General features: G+C 68.9%; 14 protein-coding genes. 9 read left to right on the plus strand and 5 right to left on the minus strand.

The genetic code is table 11. The annotated features are described in order from the left end of the window. Positions 1-7 precede the first annotated feature (7 nt). From A37U_RS0109100 to A37U_RS0109110, 3 genes are read left to right on the plus strand one after another with little or no spacing between them, the layout of a single operon-like run. A complete protein-coding gene (locus tag A37U_RS0109100) occupies positions 8-1,132 on the plus strand; it encodes a GuaB3 family IMP dehydrogenase-related protein (protein ID WP_020496320.1) in 1,125 nt (374 codons plus the stop codon). Next, entirely contained in the window at positions 1,129-1,641 is a 513-nt protein-coding gene (locus A37U_RS48185) for a GNAT family N-acetyltransferase (RefSeq protein ID WP_020496321.1), read from the plus strand. Before A37U_RS0109100 ends, A37U_RS48185 begins: the two co-directional genes overlap by 4 nt. A 50-nt stretch (positions 1,642-1,691) precedes the next feature. Further along, entirely contained in the window at positions 1,692-3,404 is a 1,713-nt protein-coding gene (locus A37U_RS0109110; RefSeq protein ID WP_020496322.1) for a GMC family oxidoreductase, read from the plus strand. Here A37U_RS0109110 and upp read toward each other — a convergent pair. Beyond that, the gene (gene upp, locus A37U_RS0109115; protein WP_020496323.1) at positions 3,401-4,024 is read right to left on the minus strand and encodes a uracil phosphoribosyltransferase; all 624 of its coding nucleotides are present in this window, start codon (positions 4,022-4,024) and stop codon (positions 3,401-3,403) included. The two genes, A37U_RS0109110 and upp, sit on opposite strands and share 4 nt — an antisense overlap. A gap of 34 nt (positions 4,025-4,058) precedes the next feature. Here upp and A37U_RS42920 point away from each other — a divergent pair, with 34 nt between their 5' ends. The 6 genes from A37U_RS42920 (at position 4,059) to A37U_RS0109145 (ending at position 12,642) form a co-directional block, all read left to right on the plus strand. Further along, positions 4,059-4,781, plus strand: coding sequence for a class I SAM-dependent methyltransferase (locus A37U_RS42920; RefSeq protein WP_083933353.1), 723 nt, complete (start codon positions 4,059-4,061; stop codon positions 4,779-4,781). Further along, positions 4,778-5,710 carry a Gfo/Idh/MocA family protein gene (locus A37U_RS42925; RefSeq protein WP_020496325.1) on the plus strand — a complete coding sequence of 311 codons (933 nt, stop codon included), beginning with the start codon at positions 4,778-4,780 and terminating at the stop codon, positions 5,708-5,710. Before A37U_RS42920 ends, A37U_RS42925 begins: the two co-directional genes overlap by 4 nt. Positions 5,711-5,849: 139 nt before the next feature. Next, positions 5,850-9,551, plus strand: a complete 3,702-nt coding sequence (locus A37U_RS0109130) for a multifunctional oxoglutarate decarboxylase/oxoglutarate dehydrogenase thiamine pyrophosphate-binding subunit/dihydrolipoyllysine-residue succinyltransferase subunit (protein WP_020496326.1) — start codon at positions 5,850-5,852, stop codon at positions 9,549-9,551. A 13-nt stretch (positions 9,552-9,564) separates the two neighbouring features. Continuing rightward, positions 9,565-9,744 (plus strand): DUF6104 family protein, encoded by a 180-nt coding sequence (locus A37U_RS0109135; protein WP_020496327.1) that lies wholly within the window; start codon positions 9,565-9,567, stop codon positions 9,742-9,744. Positions 9,745-9,814: 70 nt separating this feature from the next. Next, positions 9,815-11,338, plus strand: coding sequence for a molybdopterin-dependent oxidoreductase (locus A37U_RS0109140; protein ID WP_020496328.1), 1,524 nt, complete (start codon positions 9,815-9,817; stop codon positions 11,336-11,338). Between the two features lie 56 nt (positions 11,339-11,394). After that, complete coding sequence (locus A37U_RS0109145) at positions 11,395-12,642, plus strand: ATP-binding protein (protein WP_020496329.1); 1,248 nt, start codon at positions 11,395-11,397, stop codon at positions 12,640-12,642. Here A37U_RS0109145 and hutI read toward each other — a convergent pair. From hutI to hutU, 4 genes are all read right to left on the minus strand, one after another. Further along, positions 12,639-13,787 carry an imidazolonepropionase gene (gene hutI, locus A37U_RS0109150; RefSeq protein WP_020496330.1) on the minus strand — a complete coding sequence of 383 codons (1,149 nt, stop codon included), beginning with the start codon at positions 13,785-13,787 and terminating at the stop codon, positions 12,639-12,641. The genes A37U_RS0109145 and hutI overlap by 4 nt on opposite strands. Positions 13,788-13,872: 85 nt before the next feature. Then, on the minus strand, positions 13,873-15,156 hold the full coding sequence (locus A37U_RS0109155) for a formimidoylglutamate deiminase (RefSeq protein WP_020496331.1): 1,284 nt from the start codon (positions 15,154-15,156) through the stop codon (positions 13,873-13,875). Next, positions 15,153-16,337, minus strand: a complete 1,185-nt coding sequence (locus A37U_RS0109160) for an allantoate amidohydrolase (RefSeq protein WP_040587168.1) — start codon at positions 16,335-16,337, stop codon at positions 15,153-15,155. The genes A37U_RS0109155 and A37U_RS0109160 overlap by 4 nt, the downstream gene beginning before the upstream one ends. Further along, positions 16,337-17,983 carry a urocanate hydratase gene (hutU, locus tag A37U_RS0109165; protein WP_020496333.1) on the minus strand — a complete coding sequence of 549 codons (1,647 nt, stop codon included), beginning with the start codon at positions 17,981-17,983 and terminating at the stop codon, positions 16,337-16,339. The genes A37U_RS0109160 and hutU overlap by 1 nt, the downstream gene beginning before the upstream one ends. Positions 17,984-17,986: the final 3 nt, after the last annotated feature.

Raw genomic sequence — 17,986 nt, forward strand, 5'->3', positions numbered from 1 at the left:
AGCCCGCATGCGGGATCAAGTGGAAATCGGCGCGGGCCGCACCGCGACCCGCGCGTACGAGTTCTACGACCTCGACATCGTGCCCTCGCGGCGCACCCGCTCCTCGCGGGATGTGTCGACGGCGTGGCAGATCGATGCCTACCGCTTCGACATCCCACTGGTCACGCACCCCACCGATGCCACGGTGTCCCCGGAGACGGCGATCCGCATCGGCCGGCTCGGCGGGCTCGGCGTGCTCAACGCCGAAGGCATCTGGGCGCGGCACGCGGAGCCGGAGAAGGCCATCGCGCGGCTGGCGGAGGCCGCCACCGAGGACCCAGCCAAGGCCGTCGGGCTGCTCCAGGAGCTGCACGCCGCCCCGATCCAGGAGAATCTGCTGACCGAGGCCGTGCGCACGGTGCGCGAGGCGGGGGTCACCGTGGCCGCCCGGGTCTCCCCGCAGCACGCCGCTGAGGTCACCCCGATGCTGCTCGCCGCCGGGGTCGAGCTGCTCGTCGTGCAGGGCACCATCGTCTCCGCGGAACACGTCTCCGCCGGGCGCCAGCCGCTCAACCTCAAGGACTTCATCGGTGACCTCGATGTCCCGGTGATCGCGGGCGGGGTCAGCGACTACCGCACCGCTATGCACCTGATGCGGACCGGGGCCGCCGGGGTGATCGTCGGCTACGGCGAGCTCACCGGGGTCACCACGACCGGAGACGTGCTCGGCATCGGTATCCCGATGGCCACCGCCGTCGCCGAGGCCGCCGCGGCGCGCCGGGACTACCTCGACGAGACCGGCGGGCGCTACGTGCACGTGCTCGCGGACGGTTCCATGGACAGCAGCGGGGACATCGCCAAGGCCATCGCCTGCGGCGCCGACGCGGTCATGCTCGGCGCGCAGCTCGCCGCGGCGGATGAGGCGCCCGCGAGCGGGTGGTACTGGACCCCGTCCGCCGCGCACCCGTCCATGCCGCGCAGCGGGGTGTGCCGGACGGACCGGCTCGCCCCGCTCGAGCAGCTGCTCTACGGGCCGACCACGGATCCGAGCGGGGACTCCAACCTGTTCGGCGCCCTGCGCAGGGCCATGGCCAAGACCGGGTACTCCGACCTCAAGGAGTTCCAGAAGGTCGGTCTGGCGGTCCGTGGTTGACCACCGCAGCCATCGAGGGGTACGGGCTGCGGTTCACCGAGTACACCGACGAGGATCGTGGGTATCTGCGGGCGGTCGGTGACGGCCTGTTCGACGTGGACAACGATCCGCGCCCGCTTCCGGTCGGCGCGGAGGGAGGAGCGTTCACCGTCCGGCGCGACGACGTGCGGGAACCGCTCGGCGCGGTCAGCTGGGTGGCGATGCTGCACGGGCCCAGCTATCCCTGCCTCGCCTACAACATCGGGATCGTGCTCGCTCCTGACGCGCGTGGCCGCGGGGTCGGTACCGCCGCGCAACGGCTGCTCCTGGAGTACCTGTTCGCCTATACCGACGTGTACCGGGTCGAAGCCAGTACCGATGTGGACAACCTCGCCGAACAGCGCTGCCTGGAGCGGATCGGGATGCGCCGCGAGGGTGTGCTGCGCGGTGCCCAGCTGCGCGCCGGAATGCGTCGTGACGTGGTGCTTTACGCCGTGCTTCGGGATGACCCCGCCATCGCGGGGGAGTAGCGGCGGCCAAGAACTTACTACTAGTCAGAAACATGGTTTAGTATCGGCGCATGACTGCGCGCACCACCACAGAAGCTGGGCACGACTATGACGTGGTCGTCGTGGGTTCGGGGTTCGGCGGGAGCGTCGCCGCGCTGCGGTTGACCGAGAAGGGGTACCGGGTCGCCGTACTCGAGGCGGGCAGGCGGTTCTCGGACGCCGACTTCGCCAAGACCTCCTGGCAGCTGCGGGACTACCTCTACGCACCCCGGCTCGGGTGCTACGGCATCCAGCGCATCCACCTGCTCAAGGACGTGATGGTGCTCGCGGGCGCCGGGGTCGGCGGTGGCTCGCTGGTCTACGCGAACACCCTCTACCGGCCGCTCGAGCAGTTCTACGCGGACCGGCAGTGGGCGCACATCACCGACTGGCGCGCGGAACTCGAGCCGTACTACGACCAGGCCTCGCGCATGCTCGGAGTGGTCACGAACCCGACCATCACCCCCTCCGATGAGGTCATGCGCAAGGTCGCGGCGGACATGGGGATCGCGGACACCTTCCACTCCACCCCGGTCGGGGTGTTCTTCGGGGAACCGGGCAAACCCGCGAGTGACCCGTACTTCGGTGGGGAAGGCCCGGAACGCACCGGCTGCACCGAATGCGGCTCGTGCATGACCGGGTGCCGGGTCGGCGCGAAGAACACCCTGATGAAGAACTATCTGCATCTCGCCGAGCAGCGCGGCGCGAGGATCATTCCGATGACCACCGTAACCGGATTGAATCATCGCGAGGGCGGTGGCTGGGAAATCGACGTGCGCAAGACCGGGACCTATACGAAACGGTTCCGCACCACTATCAGCGCGGGCCAGGTCGTGCTCGCCGCGGGAACCTGGGGAACCCAGCGGCTGCTGCACACCATGGCCGACGAGGGCAGGCTTCCCCGGCTCTCCCGCAAACTCGGCGAACTGACCAGGACGAATTCCGAGGCGATCATCGGGGCCGGGCGCATGGACGTGGACCCCGAACACGATTACAGCAACGGGGTGGCGATTACGTCCTCGATCCATCCCGACGATCGCACGCACATCGAACCGGTCCGCTATGGCAAGGGAAGCAACGCGATGGCGCTGCTGCAGACCCTGGCCACCGACGGGGATCTCGACGAACCGCGCTGGCGCCAGGCATTGCGCACGGCGATCGCCGAACCCTCGAAGGTGCTGCGGTTGTTGCAGCCCAGGCACTGGAGTGAGCGCACCATCATCCTGCTCGTGATGCAGAGCCTGGACAATTCCATCACCACGTATCTGAAACGCAGCTGGTTCGGTAAAAAGGTGTACACCTCGAAACAGGGGCACGGCGAACCCAATCCCACTTTCATTTCGGAAGGACATCAGGCGAATCTGCGCACCGCGGAACACATCGGCGGATTCGCGGGCGGTACCTGGGGAGAATTGTTCGACATTCCGCTCACCGCGCATTTCATCGGCGGCTGCCCGATCGGAACCGACGCCGAGCACGGGGTGATCGACGCCTATCACCGCGCGTACGGCTACCCCGATATGTCCATTGTGGACGGTTCGACGATCTCCGCCAACCTTGGCGTGAACCCCTCGCTGACGATCGCCGCGCAGGCCGAGCGCGCCTTCGCGTACTGGCCCAACAAGGGCGAGGTGGATCCCCGGCCGGAGCAGGCGAGCGGATACCTGCGCATCGCCCCGGTCGCGCCGAACCACCCGGCCGTTCCGGAAGCGGCACCCGGAGCCCTGCGCCTGCCGCTGGTCTAACGCTCGCCGTACTGGCGGTCCCCCGCGTCCCCCAGCCCAGGAACGATGAATCCGGACTCGTTGAGCCGTTCGTCCACGCTCGCCGTGACCAGGCGGACCGGGAGCCGGGTCTCCTCGAGCACCGCGATGCCCTCGGGGGCGGCGACCGCGCACACGGCGGTGATGTCGGTGGCCCCGCGCTTGGCGAGCAGTTCGAGGGTGTGCCGCATGGAGCCACCGGTGGCCAGCATCGGGTCGAGTACGAGCACCGGGGTGGCGGCGAGGTCCTGTGGCAGGGATTCCAGGTAGGGCACCGGATTCAGCGTGGTCTCGTCGCGGGCGAGCCCGACGAACCCCATCCGCGCACCGGGAATGAGTTTGTGTGCCTCGTCGGCCATGCCGAGCCCGGCACGCAGGATGGGCACCAGCAGCGGCGGGGTGCTCAGCCGTTGTCCCTCGGTGCGCGCGACGGGGGTGTGGATGCGTTCCGTGGTGATCGGAGCTTCCCGCATCGCCTCGTAGATCAGCATCATGGTCAGCTCGTGCAGCGCGTGCCGGAAGGCAGAGCTGCCGGTGCGCGCATCGCGCATGGTGGTCAGCCGGGCCTTGGCGAGCGGATGGTCGACGACGGAGACGTGCATAGCGGACACCGTAATGCAGCCGTAGCCTTGGCACATGACAGCCAGGCCCGATGACGCGATGGCGACCGTGCTCGAACTGCTGCGCGAGCCGCCCGCGGAACCGGACACCGGTTCCGGATATCTCGATCTGCTCGGCACCACCGAAGCGGCGGCTGGACCGGTACAGCGATTGTGGGAGTCGGGGCCGGGCGCTTCGGGATACGAACGGCTGGCCGCGCTGGTGCGCACGGCGTTCCCCGCGGTACGGCCGCGTATCGGGGAACTGCGGCTCACCGAAGGGCAACGGGTGCTCGACATCGGCACCGGGCCCGGCCAGGTGACCGGGGAGCTGGCGCGACTGGTCGGTCCCCGGGGACTCGTGGCCGGGCTGGACCTCTCGGTCCCGATGCTGCGGCGCGCGGCCGGAACCGCCGCGCCCAACACCGCCTTCGTGCGTGCGGACGCGACCGAGTTGCCGTTCCGGGACGCGGTGTTCGACGCGGTGCACTCGGCTTACACGATCCAGTTGGTGCGTGAGGGCGCCGCGATGCTCGCGGAAATGACCCGGGTACTACGTCCCGGCGGACGGCTCTGCGTGCTCGCGCCCGGTGTCGCGCGGCCGAACGAACGAGTGCGCGGCGGTCTCGAACGGAGTGGGAAACTGTGGCTGCGGCCGGCGGCGGAACTCGTCGAACTGGCGCGGGAGGCCGGGCTGAGCGAGGTACGGGGGAGTTCGCACATGGTGAGTCAACTGTTGACGGCGAGCAGACCACGGTGAGGTTCGGAATACTCGGCGCCGCCCCGTTCGCGCGGCGCACCCTGATCGAACCGGCCAAGGCCTGCCCGGATGTGCAGGTGCACGCGGTCGCCGCCCGGGATCGTGCGCGGGCCGGGGCCTTCGCGGCGAAACACGGGATACCGCACGTGGCCGGGGACTACCGGGCGTTGCTCGCCGATGACGAGATCGACGCGGTGTACCTGCCGCTGCCGGACGATCGGCATCCGGAGTGGGTGCGTGCCGCGCTCGAGGCGGGCAAACACGTGCTGTGCGAGCGGCCGCTGGCCACCGGGGAAGACACCGTGCGCGAGCTGGCGAAGTTCGCCGCCGACAACGGTCTCGTGCTCACCGAGAATCTGCCGCAGCGCTACCACCCGCTGGTGCGCGCGGCCCGCACGGTGCTCGACTCCGGTGAACTCGGTGCGGTGCGCAAGATCGTGCTCTCGGCCGGGGTTCCGGGAGAACGGCGCGGTCCGGTGGTGCACGGCCTCGGGTACGAGGCGGTGGACCTGTTGCGGGTACTCGCTCGTGCGGAGACCGAGGGTGAGCCGGAACCGCTTTCGGCGCGCGGCGGGAACCGCTCGATGCACGCGCGGCTGCGGCTCGCCGGTGGCGGGCGCGCCGTGCTGCGCGCGGCGAACTGGCGGCTCGCGCTGCCGCGGCCGGTCACCCACGTGTACGCGACCGAAGGCGAGCTGCGGCTGATCAATCCGTTCGCCCCGCACCTCGGTCACCAGCTCGCGGTGCTGCTCGGGGACACCAGGACGGTGCGGCATTTCCCGCGCAGAACCGCCTACAGCTATCAGCTGGACGCGTTCGCGCGCGCGGCGAACACGGCGGAACCCGAGGCGCTCGTGGCGCTGAGCGAGACGGCGGCGACGGTTCGCATCGTGGACGCTCTGTACCGGTCAGTAGGAGGGAAAGAGTGAAGTTCCCGTAGCGGTAAGGTTGTGAGATATCACGCTACGGAGTAATCCGACCAGGTATGAAAGCGCGGACAGAAGCGTCTAACCTGGGACACGGTGTGTCAATCACGTACGAATAGATGGATCGAGGCGAGCGTCAGCCGTGACCACCAGCGGTACTGCGTCCCAGTTCGGCCCCAATGAGTGGCTGGTCGAGGAAATGTACGACCGGTTCCTTGCCGACCCCGCGTCGGTAGACCCCGCTTGGCACGAATTCTTCGCGGACTACAAGCCAAACCAGAACGGTGCGAGCGCTGCGCAGCAGGCTCCGGCGAACGGGCAGGCAGCCCCGCCGCAACCGAAGCAGCAGCAGGCTCCGGCCGCGCCCAAGCCGGAGGAACAGCCGCCGAACAAGGCGCCGCGTCAGGCAGCGCCGAGCAAGCCTGAACCGAGCAAGCCGGCCAAGCCCGCTCCGGCCGAGGCCGCCAAGGCCGCTCCGGTCAAGGAGAGCAAGGGCGAAGAGCGCAAGCCGCTGCGTGGACCGGCCGCCGCGATCGCCAAGAACATGGAGGCCTCGCTCGAGCTGCCGACCGCGACGAGTGTGCGCGCGGTGCCCGCGAAACTACTCGCGGACAACCGCATCGTGATCAACAATCACCTCAAGCGCACCCGTGGCGGCAAGGTCTCGTTCACCCATCTCATCGGGTACGCGATGGTCCGTGCGCTGGCCAGCTACCCGAACATGAACCGGCACTACGGCACCGACGAAAAAGGCAAGCCGGTCGCGATCACTCCCGAGAACATCAACCTCGGGCTCGCCATCGACCTCCCGGCCAAGGACGGCGGCCGCAACCTCGTCGTCGCCTCGATCAAGAACTGCGAGAACAAGACCTTCGTGCAGTTCTGGCAGGCCTACGAGGAGATCGTGCGCAAGGCGCGGGACGGCAAGCTCGGCGCCGACGACTTCGCGGGCACCACGATCTCGCTGACCAACCCGGGCGGTATCGGCACCAACCACTCGGTGCCACGGCTGTCCGTCGGCCAGGGCGCGATCATCGGTGTCGGCGCGATGGAGTACCCGGCGCACTTCCAGGGCTCGAGCGAGAAGGCGCTCGTCGAGATGGGCGTCTCCAAGATCATCACGCTCACCTCGACCTACGACCACCGCATCATCCAGGGTGCCGAGTCCGGTGAGTACCTGAAGCTGATCCACGAGCTGCTGCTCGGCGGGGACAATTTCTACGACGACATCTTCACCTCGCTGCGGCTGCCCTACGAGCCGGTGCGCTGGGTGCAGGACATCCCGGAAGGCGCGGTGGACAAGACCGCGCGGGTGCTCGAGCTGATCGACGCCTACCGGACCCGTGGGCACCTGATGGCCGACATCGACCCGCTCAACTACCGGCAGCGGCACCACGAGGACCTGGACATCCTCCAGCACGGGCTGACTCTGTGGGACCTGGACCGGGAGTTCCCGGTCGGCGGGTTCGCGGGCAAGGAGTTCATGCCGCTGCGCGACATCCTCGGGGTGCTGCGCAACTCCTACTGCCGCACCATCGGCGTGGAGTACATGCACATCCTCTCGCCGAGCGAGCGGCGCTGGTTGCAGGACCGGGTCGAGGTCACCCACGACAAGCCGGAAACCGCGGTCCAGAAGTACATCCTGTCCAAGCTGAACGCGGCCGAGGCCTTCGAGACCTTCCTGCAGACCAAGTACGTCGGGCAGAAGCGGTTCTCCCTGGAAGGCGGGGAGACCGTGATCGCGCTGCTGGACGCGGTGCTCGACTCGGCGGCCGATTACGACTACGACGAGGTCGTCATCGGCATGGCCCACCGCGGCAGGCTCAACGTGCTGGCGAACATCGTCGGCAAACCGGTCGCGCAGATCTTCCAGGAGTTCGAGGGCAACCTGGATCCCGGGCAGGCGCACGGTTCCGGTGACGTGAAGTACCACCTGGGCGCCGAGGGCAAGTATTTCCGGATGTTCGGCGACGGCGAGGTGCGCGTCTCGCTCGCCTCGAACCCCTCGCACCTGGAGACCGTGGACCCGGTGCTCGAGGGCATCGCCCGCGCCAAGCAGGACTACCTGGACAAGGGCCAGGGCGCGTTCACCGTCATGCCGGTCGCGATCCACGGTGACGCCGCGTTCGCCGGTCAGGGCGTGGTCGCCGAGACGCTGAACCTGGCGCTGCTGCGCGGATACCGCACCGGTGGCACCGTGCACGTGATCATCAACAACCAGGTCGGCTACACCACGACCCCGGAGTCCGGCCGTTCCTCGCAGTACTGCACCGATGTGGCCAAGATGATCGGTGCGCCGGTCTTCCACGTCAACGGGGACGACCCGGAGGCCTGCTACTGGGTCGCCAAGCTCGCCGTGGAGTACCGCAAGGCGTTCAACAAGGACGTCGTGATCGACATGGTGTGCTACCGCCGCCGCGGGCACAACGAGGGCGACGACCCCTCGATGACCCAGCCGGCGATGTACGACATCATCGACGCCAAGCGCAGCGTGCGGAAGACCTACACCGAGGCGCTCATCGGCCGCGGCGACATCACCGTGCAGGACGCGGAGAACGCCCTCAAGGACTTCTCCTCGCAGCTCGAGCACGTGTTCAACGAGGTGCGTGAGCTCGAACGGCATCCGGCCGAGATCTCGCCCTCGGTGGAGTCCGAGCAGGCGGTGCCGAGCAAGGTGCCGACCGCGGTCTCCCGCGATCTGCTCACCGCGATCGGGGACAGCTTCATCAACGTGCCCGAGGGGTTCAGCTTGCACAGCAGGGTGAAACCGGTGATGGAGCGGCGGGCGAAGATGGCCCAGGAGGGCGACATCGACTGGGCCTTCGCGGAACTGCTCGCGTTCGGCTCGATCGTGGCCGAGGGCCGGTTCGTGCGGCTGGCCGGTCAGGACTCGCGGCGCGGCACGTTCACCCAGCGGCACGCCATCGCCATCGACCGCAAGACCGGTGCCGAGTACAACCCGCTGGCCACCATGCACGGGGACAACGGCGGCAAGTTCCTCGCCTACGACTCGGCGCTTTCCGAGTACGCCGCGATGGGCTTCGAATACGGCTACTCGGTGGCGAACCCGGATGCCATGGTGCTCTGGGAGGCGCAGTTCGGCGACTTCGCCAACACCGCGCAGGCGGTCATCGACGAGTTCATCTCCTCATCCGAGGCCAAGTGGGGCCAGCGCTCCGATGTGGTGCTGCTGCTCCCGCACGGTGCCGAGGGACAGGGGCCGGACCACTCCTCCGGGCGCATCGAGCGGTACCTGCAGCTGTGCGCCGAGGGATCGATGACGGTGTCCATGCCGTCCAGCCCGGCGAACTACTTCCACCTGCTGCGCCGCCACGTGCTCGACGGGGTCTCCCGCCCGCTCGTCGTGTTCACCCCGAAGCAGCTGCTGCGCAACAAGGCCTGCGTGTCCGCGGTGGACGACTTCACCGGCGGCTCGAAGTTCCACTCGGTGCTCGACGACCCGACCGCGCCCGATCCGGCCGGTGTGCGCAAGGTGGTGCTCACCTCCGGCAAGCTCTACTACGAGCTGGCCAAGGAGCGCGCCTCGCGCGGCATCACCGATGTGGCGATCCTGCGCCTCGAGCAGTACTACCCGCTGCCCGGGCGCAAGCTCGCCGCGGCCATCGACCGCTACCCGAACCGGCAGGCGGTCGCGTGGGCCCAGGAGGAGCCCGCCAACCAGGGCGCCTGGCCGTTCCTCGGCCTGCACCTTCCCGAGAAGCTGCCCGAGCAGTGCGGCGGGATCCAGCGGGTGTCGCGGCGGCCCATGTCCGCTCCGGCCTCCGGTTCGGTCAAGGTGCACGAGGTGGAGCAGGCCAAGATCATCGAGCAGGCGTTCTCCTGATCTGGGACGGGTCGTGTACTTCACCGATCGAGGAATCGAGGAGCTCGAGGCGCGGCGCGGTGCCGAGGAGGTCAGCCTCGCCTGGCTGGCCGAACGGTTGCGCGCCTTCGTCGACGCGAACCCGGAGTTCGAGACCGCGGTGGAACGCCTCGCGACCTTCCTCGCCCGCGAGGACGAGGACATCGAGGAATAGCCGCCTCTCGTAAGGCACTCGTAAGCCCGTTTCCCGGCTGGTCATCGGGAAACGGGCTTACGCTTGCCCCGTGGATTCCCCAACCGGCCGTATACGGTTCGCCCTGCTCGGCCTGGTCTCCGCGGCCGCCGCGCTCGGGGCCGGCCAGCTGGTCGCCGGTTTTCTGGGGCCCGGGTACGGGCCGTTGACCGTGGTCGGTGACGCGGCGATCGGCCTGAGCCCGCAACCGCTCAAGGAATGGGCGATCCGCGCGTTCGGTGAATCCGACAAGACGGTGCTGCTCGCCGGTGCGGCCGTGGTGCTCGCCGCAGCCGCGGGGATCGCGGGCCTGGGGTCACGGCGCTGGCCCGATTTCGGCTTCGCGGTCATCGGGCTGCTCGGGATGGCCGGTTTCGCCGCGGGGATCGCCGAACGCGGGGCGCGCGGGGCGATCGCGCCACTGGTCGCCGTGATCGTCGGGCTCGCCGCGTTCAGCCTGTTGCGCGCCGCGGCGGTGTCGAACCGGGTGGAACCCAGCATCGGGCGCAGGCGGTTCCTGCTCGGCTCGGTCGGGGTCGGCGCGGGTGCCGCCGTGGCCTGGTTCGTCGGTGACTCACTGGCCGGGGCGGGCGATATCCAGCGTTCCCGGCTCGCGGTCGGCTCGCTGCGGCCGCGGACACCCGCGCCGCCGATCCCCGCAGGCGCGGACTTCGCCGGTTCCGGAACCCCGCGGTTCATCACGCCGAATCCGGAGTTCTACCGGATAGACACCGCGCTTTCCGTGCCCGCCATGCGTGCCGAGGACTACCGGCTCCGGGTGCACGGCATGGTGGACCGTGAACTCGAACTCGGCTACGAGGATCTGCGCGAGCGTGGGCTCGTCGCGAAGACGATCACCATGACCTGTGTTTCCAACGAGGTCGGCGGCGATTACCTCTCCACCGCGACCTTCGTCGGGGTACCCATCCACGAGGTGCTGACCGAAGCGGGGATCCGGACCGGTGCCCAGCAGGTGTTCAGCACCAGTGCCGATGGATTCACCGCGGGCACTCCCTTGGATGTGCTGCACGATCCGCGGCGGGGTGCGCTGCTCGCGCTCGGCATGAACGGGGAACCGCTGCCCGCCGAGCACGGTTTCCCGGTGCGGATGGTCACCCCGGGCCTGTACGGCTACGTCTCGGCGACCAAATGGCTCGTCGACCTGGAGGTCACCACGTTCGCCAAACAGGCCTACTGGGAACAGGTCGGCTGGGGAAAATGGGGGCCGATCAAGACAGAATCGCGGATCGACCGCCCGCGCGCGGGGGAGCGGGTTCCCGAAGGCCGGATCATGCTGGCCGGGATCGCCTGGGCCCAGCACACCGGGATCGAGGCCGTCGAGGTGCGGGTGGACGGCGGGCCGTGGCAGCGCGCGCAACTCTCCACCGAGGTCAGTGCGGACACCTGGCGGATGTGGCGGATCCCGGTCGAACTGGGCCGCGGGGAACACACCGTCCAGTGCCGGGCCACCGACCGGTCCGGATACACCCAGACCGAGGCACGCGCCGATCCGGTGCCGGACGGGGCGACCGGCTGGCACACGGTCCTGGTCACCACGGACCCCGCGAACCGGTAGCGTTTGAGTTCGCGTAACGGTAGCGTTTGAGTTCGCGTAACGGTATAGTCAGCTTGGTGAACAGGGAATACGTCTCCCGCATCGTCGATGCCGAGCTCGACGAGTTGCTGGCGGGTCTGCCCGCTATCGCTTTGGAGGGCACGAAGGCCGTCGGGAAGACCGCGACGGCCTTACGCAGAGCGCGGACGGTGCACCGTCTCGATGACCAGGCCGAGCGCGCCATCCTCGAGGCTGCCCCCGAGCGCCTTGTCGTCGGCGACGGCCCGATCTTGCTCGACGAGTGGCAGCGTGTCCCGGATTCATGGGAGCTGGTGCGCCGAGCTGTCGATGATGGTGCGGAACCGGGACGGTTCTTGCTGACGGGATCGGCGTCGAATACCGATACTCGGACTCACTCGGGAGCCGGCCGTATCGTCACATTACGTATGCGACCGTTGAGTTTGCCCGAACGTGGAGTGGCGGAGCCGACAGTCAGTCTGCGCCGGCTGCTCAGCGGTCTCGGGGATCCCGTCGAGGGGCGGACTGGTTTGAAACTCGCCGACTATGCGAACGAGATCGTCGCTTCGGGTTTTCCTGGGTTGCGAAATTTGCCGGGACGCCCGCTGCGCGCCCAGTTGGACGGCTACATTCACCGCATTGTGGATCGCGACTTCGCGGAGCTCGGGAAAGTTGTTCGTCGTCCGGCGATGTTGCACGCCTGGTTGGCCGCATACGCCGCGGCGACGGCCACGACCGCATCGTATGAGACGATCAGGGACGCTGCTTCCGGAGGGCATGCAGAAAAGCCGTCGAAATCCACCACGATCCCGTATCGCGACACGCTGCAACAGTTGTGGATCGTCGATCCGTTGCCCGCGTGGGTACCACACCACAATCAGATCGCACGGATGTCGTCGCCCGTCAAACATCACCTGGCGGATCCCGCCCTTGCGGCTCGACTGTGCGGTTCTGATGAAACCGCGCTTCTCGGTGATGCCCGGCTGATCGGTGCGCTCTTCGAATCTCTTGTCACCCTGAACGTTCGCGTATTCGCGCAGGCCTTGGAGGCAAATGTCGCGCATTTGCGGACTTGGCGCGGCGAGCACGAGATCGACCTGATCGTGGAACGAGGCGATGGGAAGGTCGTCGCGATCGAGGTCAAACTTGGTAAGGAGCCTTCGGACGGCGAGCTGAAGCACCTGAAGTGGCTGCGGGAACAACTCGGCGAGAACCTGCTCGATGCTGTTGTCGTCACCACTGGCCAGGAAGCCTATCGGCGCCGAGATGGCATCGCGGTCGTACCGGCGGCGTTGCTCGGCCCTTAGCGCTCGCGGGTTCCGGTGCGCCACACCGCCCAGGTCAGCGGAACTCCGGGACGGTAAGCGAGGTGGGTGACCGAGGGCGCGTCGAGTACGTGCACATCGGCCCGCGCGCCCGGGCGGAGCACGCCGACGTCGGTGCGCCGCAGCGCCCGCGCCCCGCCCGCAGTGGCGGACCACACCGCCTCGGCGACGCTCATCCGCAGCTGGAGCACGGCGGTGGTGACGCAGAAGGCCATGGACGTGGTGTAGCTGGATCCGGGGTTGCAGTTGGCGGCGAGCGCGACGGTGGCTCCTGCGTCGAGCAGGGCCCGCGCCGGAGCGTGGGCCTGCCGAGTGGACAGATCGCAGGCGGGCAGGATGGTGGCCACGGTGTCACTCGAGGCCAGAGCGTCCACATCGGACTGTGCGAGGTAGGTGCAGTGGTCGACGCTCGCGGCACCGAGCTCCACGGCGAGCCGCGCTCCGGGGCCTTCGCCGAGCTGGTTGCCGTGCACCCGCAGGCCGAGCCCTTTTCGTTGTGCGGCAAGCAGAATCCGCCGGGACTGGTCCTCGTCGAACGCTCCGCGCTCACAGAACACGTCCGCCCACCGCGCGTACGGGGCGACCGCGTCGAGCATCGGCCCGGTCACGGTGTCCACATAGGACTCGGTTTCGGTCTCCGCGGGCACGAGGTGGGCGCCGAGGTAGGTCAGCTCGTCGACGACCCCGGCGGCGAGCCGGGCTTCCCGTTCCTCTTCCTCGGTGGTGAGTCCGTAGCCGGTTTTGGTCTCGATGCAGGTGGTCCCCTGGCTGACAGCTTCGGTGACGAGCCTGCGCAGGTTTGCGGTGAGTTCCGCATCGCTCGCCGCGCGGGTGGCCGCGACGGTGGTGAGGATCCCGCCCGCGCTGTAGGACTGCCCGGCCATGCGCGCGCCGAACTCCGCGGTGCGGTCCCCGGCGAACACCATGTGCGAGTGGCTGTCCACCCAGCCGGGCAGTACGGCCCTTCCCTCGACGTCCACGCGTGTATCGGCCGCGGGCGCCGCGTTCGCCGCACCGGCCCACGCGATCCGTTCCCCGTCGAGCACGAGCGCGGCATCGGCGCGCGAGCCCAGCTCGGGGTCCTGGGTGGTGAGCTCACCGATGCCGGTGATCAGGGTCGAGGTCATGAGAGGCGGTCCTTCCTGAGCATCGTAGCGAGCGCCGGCGAGTGAGGCGCGCAAGGAAGGCCGTATCGGGCCAGCACGGTCGAGGTCATGAGAGCCTCCCGATCTGTTCGGCGAGCAGCGGGCCGATCTCGCCGAGCCGTTCGTGCTTTCCTTTGCTCGCCATGGTTTCCCCGCCTACGATCACGGTGTGCACGTCCGCGGCCGATGCAGTGAGCGGGATTCCCTGCGGTGAACTGCCCGCGGTGCGCCGGCTCGCGGTGTCCACGGCGACCAGATCGCACGGCGAGCCGATCGCGATTCCGCCGGTGTCCCAGCCGATGGCGGCGTGTCCGTCCACCGTGGCGGCGCGCAGGAGCGCTTCGACGGTGAACCGGCCGCGTTCGCCGGTGCGCAGTCGCTCGCCGTATTCGAGCCCGCGCAGTTCGGCGAACGGGTCGACGCGCACGTGCTGGTCGGTGCCGAGTACCAGGGTCGCCCCGGCGTCGGCGAGTTCGCGTGCCGGGCCGATCCCGTCGGCGAGGTCGGCCTCGGTGGTCGGGCAGATCGAGGCGAACACTCCGGCTTCGCCGAGCAGGGCAAGGTCGGTTTCGCTCAGGTGGGTGGCGTGTACCGTGGTCGTTTCCGGGCCGAGCGCACCGGCCTCGGCGAGCAGTTCGGTGGGTGTGCGGCCGTAGGTGGCGAGTGCCTGCTCGTTCTCCGCCGGTTGTTCGGAAAGGTGCACGTGCAGCGGAACCCCGCGCACCGCCCCGAGTTGTTCGCGCGGTACGGCGCGCACCGAGTGGATCGCCGCGCCGATCCGGGTGTTGGCGTCCGGGCGCAGTTCCGCGACCCGCTGCGCCCAGGTCTGGGCGTCCCCGTCGCCGAACCGGGCCTGTTCCGGGGAGAGCTCCGCGCCGATTCCGCCCGCGAGATAACAGGTGTCGAGCAGGGTGAGCCGGATTCCCGCTTCGGCGGCCGCGGCGCGCAGTGCCTCACCCATCGCGTTCGGGTCCGCATACCGGCGGCCGTAGCGATCGTGGTGCAGGTAATGGAATTCGCCGACCGCGGTGAATCCGGCGAGCACCATCTCCGCGTACACGGCGCGGGCGAGCGCGTAGTAGCTGTCCGGATCGAGCCGGTTCGCCAGCGCGTACATGGTCTCGCGCCAGCTCCAGAACGTCCCGGTTCCGTGCACGTGCCCGCGCAGCGCCCGGTGGAAGGCGTGCGAATGGGTGTTGGCGAAACCGGGAAACACCAGCCCGGAAAGAGATTCTCCAGAACGCGGCGCGCCGGTGGTCACCTCGGTGATCCGGCCGTGTTCGGTGCGCAGGAGCACGCCCTCGGTGATTCCGGAGGGCAGCCAGGCCCGTTCGCACCACAGTGTCCTCATCCTGCGAGCTGCTCCAATACCCGTGCCAGCGCCTCGGTTCCGGCCGTGCAGTCCTCTGGTTCGGCGAACTCCTCCGGGGCGTGCGAGACTCCGCTCGGATTGCGCACGAACAGCATCCCGGCCGGTACCCGCGAGGCGAGGATGCCCGCATCGTGTCCGGCCCCGGTCTCCAGCGCGGGAACCCCGCCGAGCAATCCGGCGAGATCATCGCGCAGTTGCGGATCGAAGACCACGCGGTCTCCATAGGATTCCTCGCGCACGCTCAGGGTGCAGCCCTCGCGTTCGGCGGCGCTCCGAGTCGCGGCCTCGATCTCCGCGACGATCTCCCTAGTGTCCAATGTGGACGGTACGCGGGCGTCGAGCCAGAACTCCACGGAGGAAGCGATCACGTTGGCGCCGCCGGGAACTGGATTCAGCCGGCCGACGGTGGCCCGTGCCCCGGGGTGTCCCGCCGCGACCTCGCGGGCCGCGAGTACCGCGGCCGCGGCGGGAACCATCGGGTCCCTGCGATCGGCGATCACGGTGGTTCCCGCGTGGTTTCCCTGCCCGGCAAGGGAGAACCGCCAGCGCCCGTGGGCGAGGATGTCGCTGGCCACGCCGACGGGCAGCCCCATATCGACAAGTCCACGTCCCTGTTCCACATGCAGTTCCACGAACCGGCCGATCCGGGAGAGTAGCCGGTCATCGCGGCCGAAGCGATCCGGATCGAATCCGCGCGCGCTCGCGGCCTCGGCGAAACTGATCCCGTCCCGGTCGCGCAGCGCGAGCGCGGTGGCCGGATCGATCGCTCCGGTGAGCAACCGGGAACCGAGGCAGGCGACCCCGAACCGGCCGCCCTCCTCCTCCGGGAACACGGTGACCGCGAGCGGTTTGTTCGGGGTGAATCCCTTGCCGCGCAGGGATTCCACGGCTTCGAGCGCGCAGGCGACGCCGAGCGGACCGTCGAAGGCCCCGCCGCCGGGGACCGAATCCAGATGGCTTCCGGTCACCACCGCGTCCGGTCCGGGTTCGCCCCACCAGGCCCAGATCGCGCCGTTGCGGTCGGTCTCCACCTCGAGCCCGGCACGACCGGCCCGTTCGGTGAACCACTCGCGCAGGCTCATCTCGGTCGCGTCGAACACGTGCCGGGAATAGCCGCCGCGAACCGGATCGGCGCCGATATCGGCGATCTGGTCGAGCATCACTGGCCGTCCCGCATCGGAATGTGCACGCCGCGTTCCTCGGCGACCCGCTCGGCCTCCGGGTATCCGGCGTCCACATGCCGCAGCACACCCATGCCGGGATCGTTGGTGAGCACCCGCTCGAGCTTCTGCCCGGCCAGCTTCGTGCCGTCGGCGACGGTGACCTGGCCCGCGTGGATGGAGCGCCCGATGCCGACCCCGCCGCCGTGGTGCAGGGACACCCAGGTCGCCCCGGAGGCGGTGTTCACCAGGGCGTTGAGCAGCGGCCAGTCGGCGATCGCATCCGAACCATCGGCCATGCCCTCGGTCTCGCGGTACGGGGAGGCCACCGATCCGCAGTCCAGGTGGTCGCGGCCGATGACCACCGGAGCGGACAGTTCCCCGGAGGCCACCATCTCGTTGAACCGCTGCCCGGCGAGGTTGCGTTCCCCGTAGCCGAGCCAGCAGATGCGCGAGGGCAGGCCCTGGAAGGCGACGCGCTCCCCGGCCATCTTGATCCAGCGCGAGACGGATTCGTTGTCTCCGAACAGGTCCAGGATCGCGCGATCGGTCGCGGCGATGTCCGCGGGATCCCCGGAGAGCGCCGCCCACCGGAACGGGCCCTTGCCCTCGCAGAACAGCGGCCGGATGTAGGCGGGCACGAAACCGGGGTAGTCGAAGGCGCGTTCGCAACCGCCGAGCTTCGCTTCCCCGCGCAGCGAGTTGCCGTAGTCGAAGACCTCGGCGCCCCGGTCGAGGAAACCGAGCATCGCGTCCACGTGCTCGGCCATGGATTCGCGCGAACGATCGGTGAACTCGTCGGGCTTCTTCTCCGCGTAGTCGCCCCAGTCGCCGAGGTCCACCCCGCGCGGCAGGTAGGAAAGCGGGTCGTGCGCGGAGGTCTGGTCGGTGACGATGTCGACATCCACGTTGCGGCGAAGGAGTTCCGGCAACACCTCGGCGGCGTTCCCGATCACCCCGACCGAGAGCGGGCGCCGCCCGGCCTTGGCTTTGGTCACCCGCGCGATGGCGTCGTCCAGGTCGTCGGCGAGCTCGTCGAGGTAGCGGTGCTCCACTCGGCGCTTCGCCCGGGAGGGGTCGCATTCGATGCACAGCGCGACACCGTCGTTCATGGTGACCGCGAGCGGCTGCGCCCCGCCCATCCCGCCGAGCCCCGCGGTGACGGTGAGCGTGCCGCGCAGGCTGCCGCCGAAACGCTTCTCGGCGACCGCGGCGAAGGTCTCGTAGGTGCCCTGCAGGATGCCCTGGGTGCCGATGTAGATCCAGGAACCCGCGGTCATCTGCCCGTACATGGTCAGGCCGAGCGATTCGAGCCTGCGGAACTCCGGCCAGTTCGCCCAGTCCGGGACCAGGTTCGAGTTCGCGATGAGCACCCGCGGTGCCCATTCGTGAGTGCGCAGCACGCCGACCGGCCTTCCGGACTGCACGAGCAGCGTCTCGTCACCATCCAAAGTGGACAGCTCACGGCCGATGGCGTGGAAGCTCGGCCAGTCCCGCGCGGCGCGTGCGGTGCCGCCGTAGACCACGAGGTCCTCGGGCCGCTCGGCGACCTCGGGATCCAGATTGTTGTGCAGCATCCGAAGCGGTGCTTCGGTTTCCCAGCTCTTGGCGGTCAGCGTGGTGCCGCGGGCGGAGCGGATGGTCATGAG

This window comes from Sciscionella marina DSM 45152, from assembly GCF_000379465.1.
Taxonomy (GTDB): domain Bacteria; phylum Actinomycetota; class Actinomycetes; order Mycobacteriales; family Pseudonocardiaceae; genus Sciscionella; species Sciscionella marina.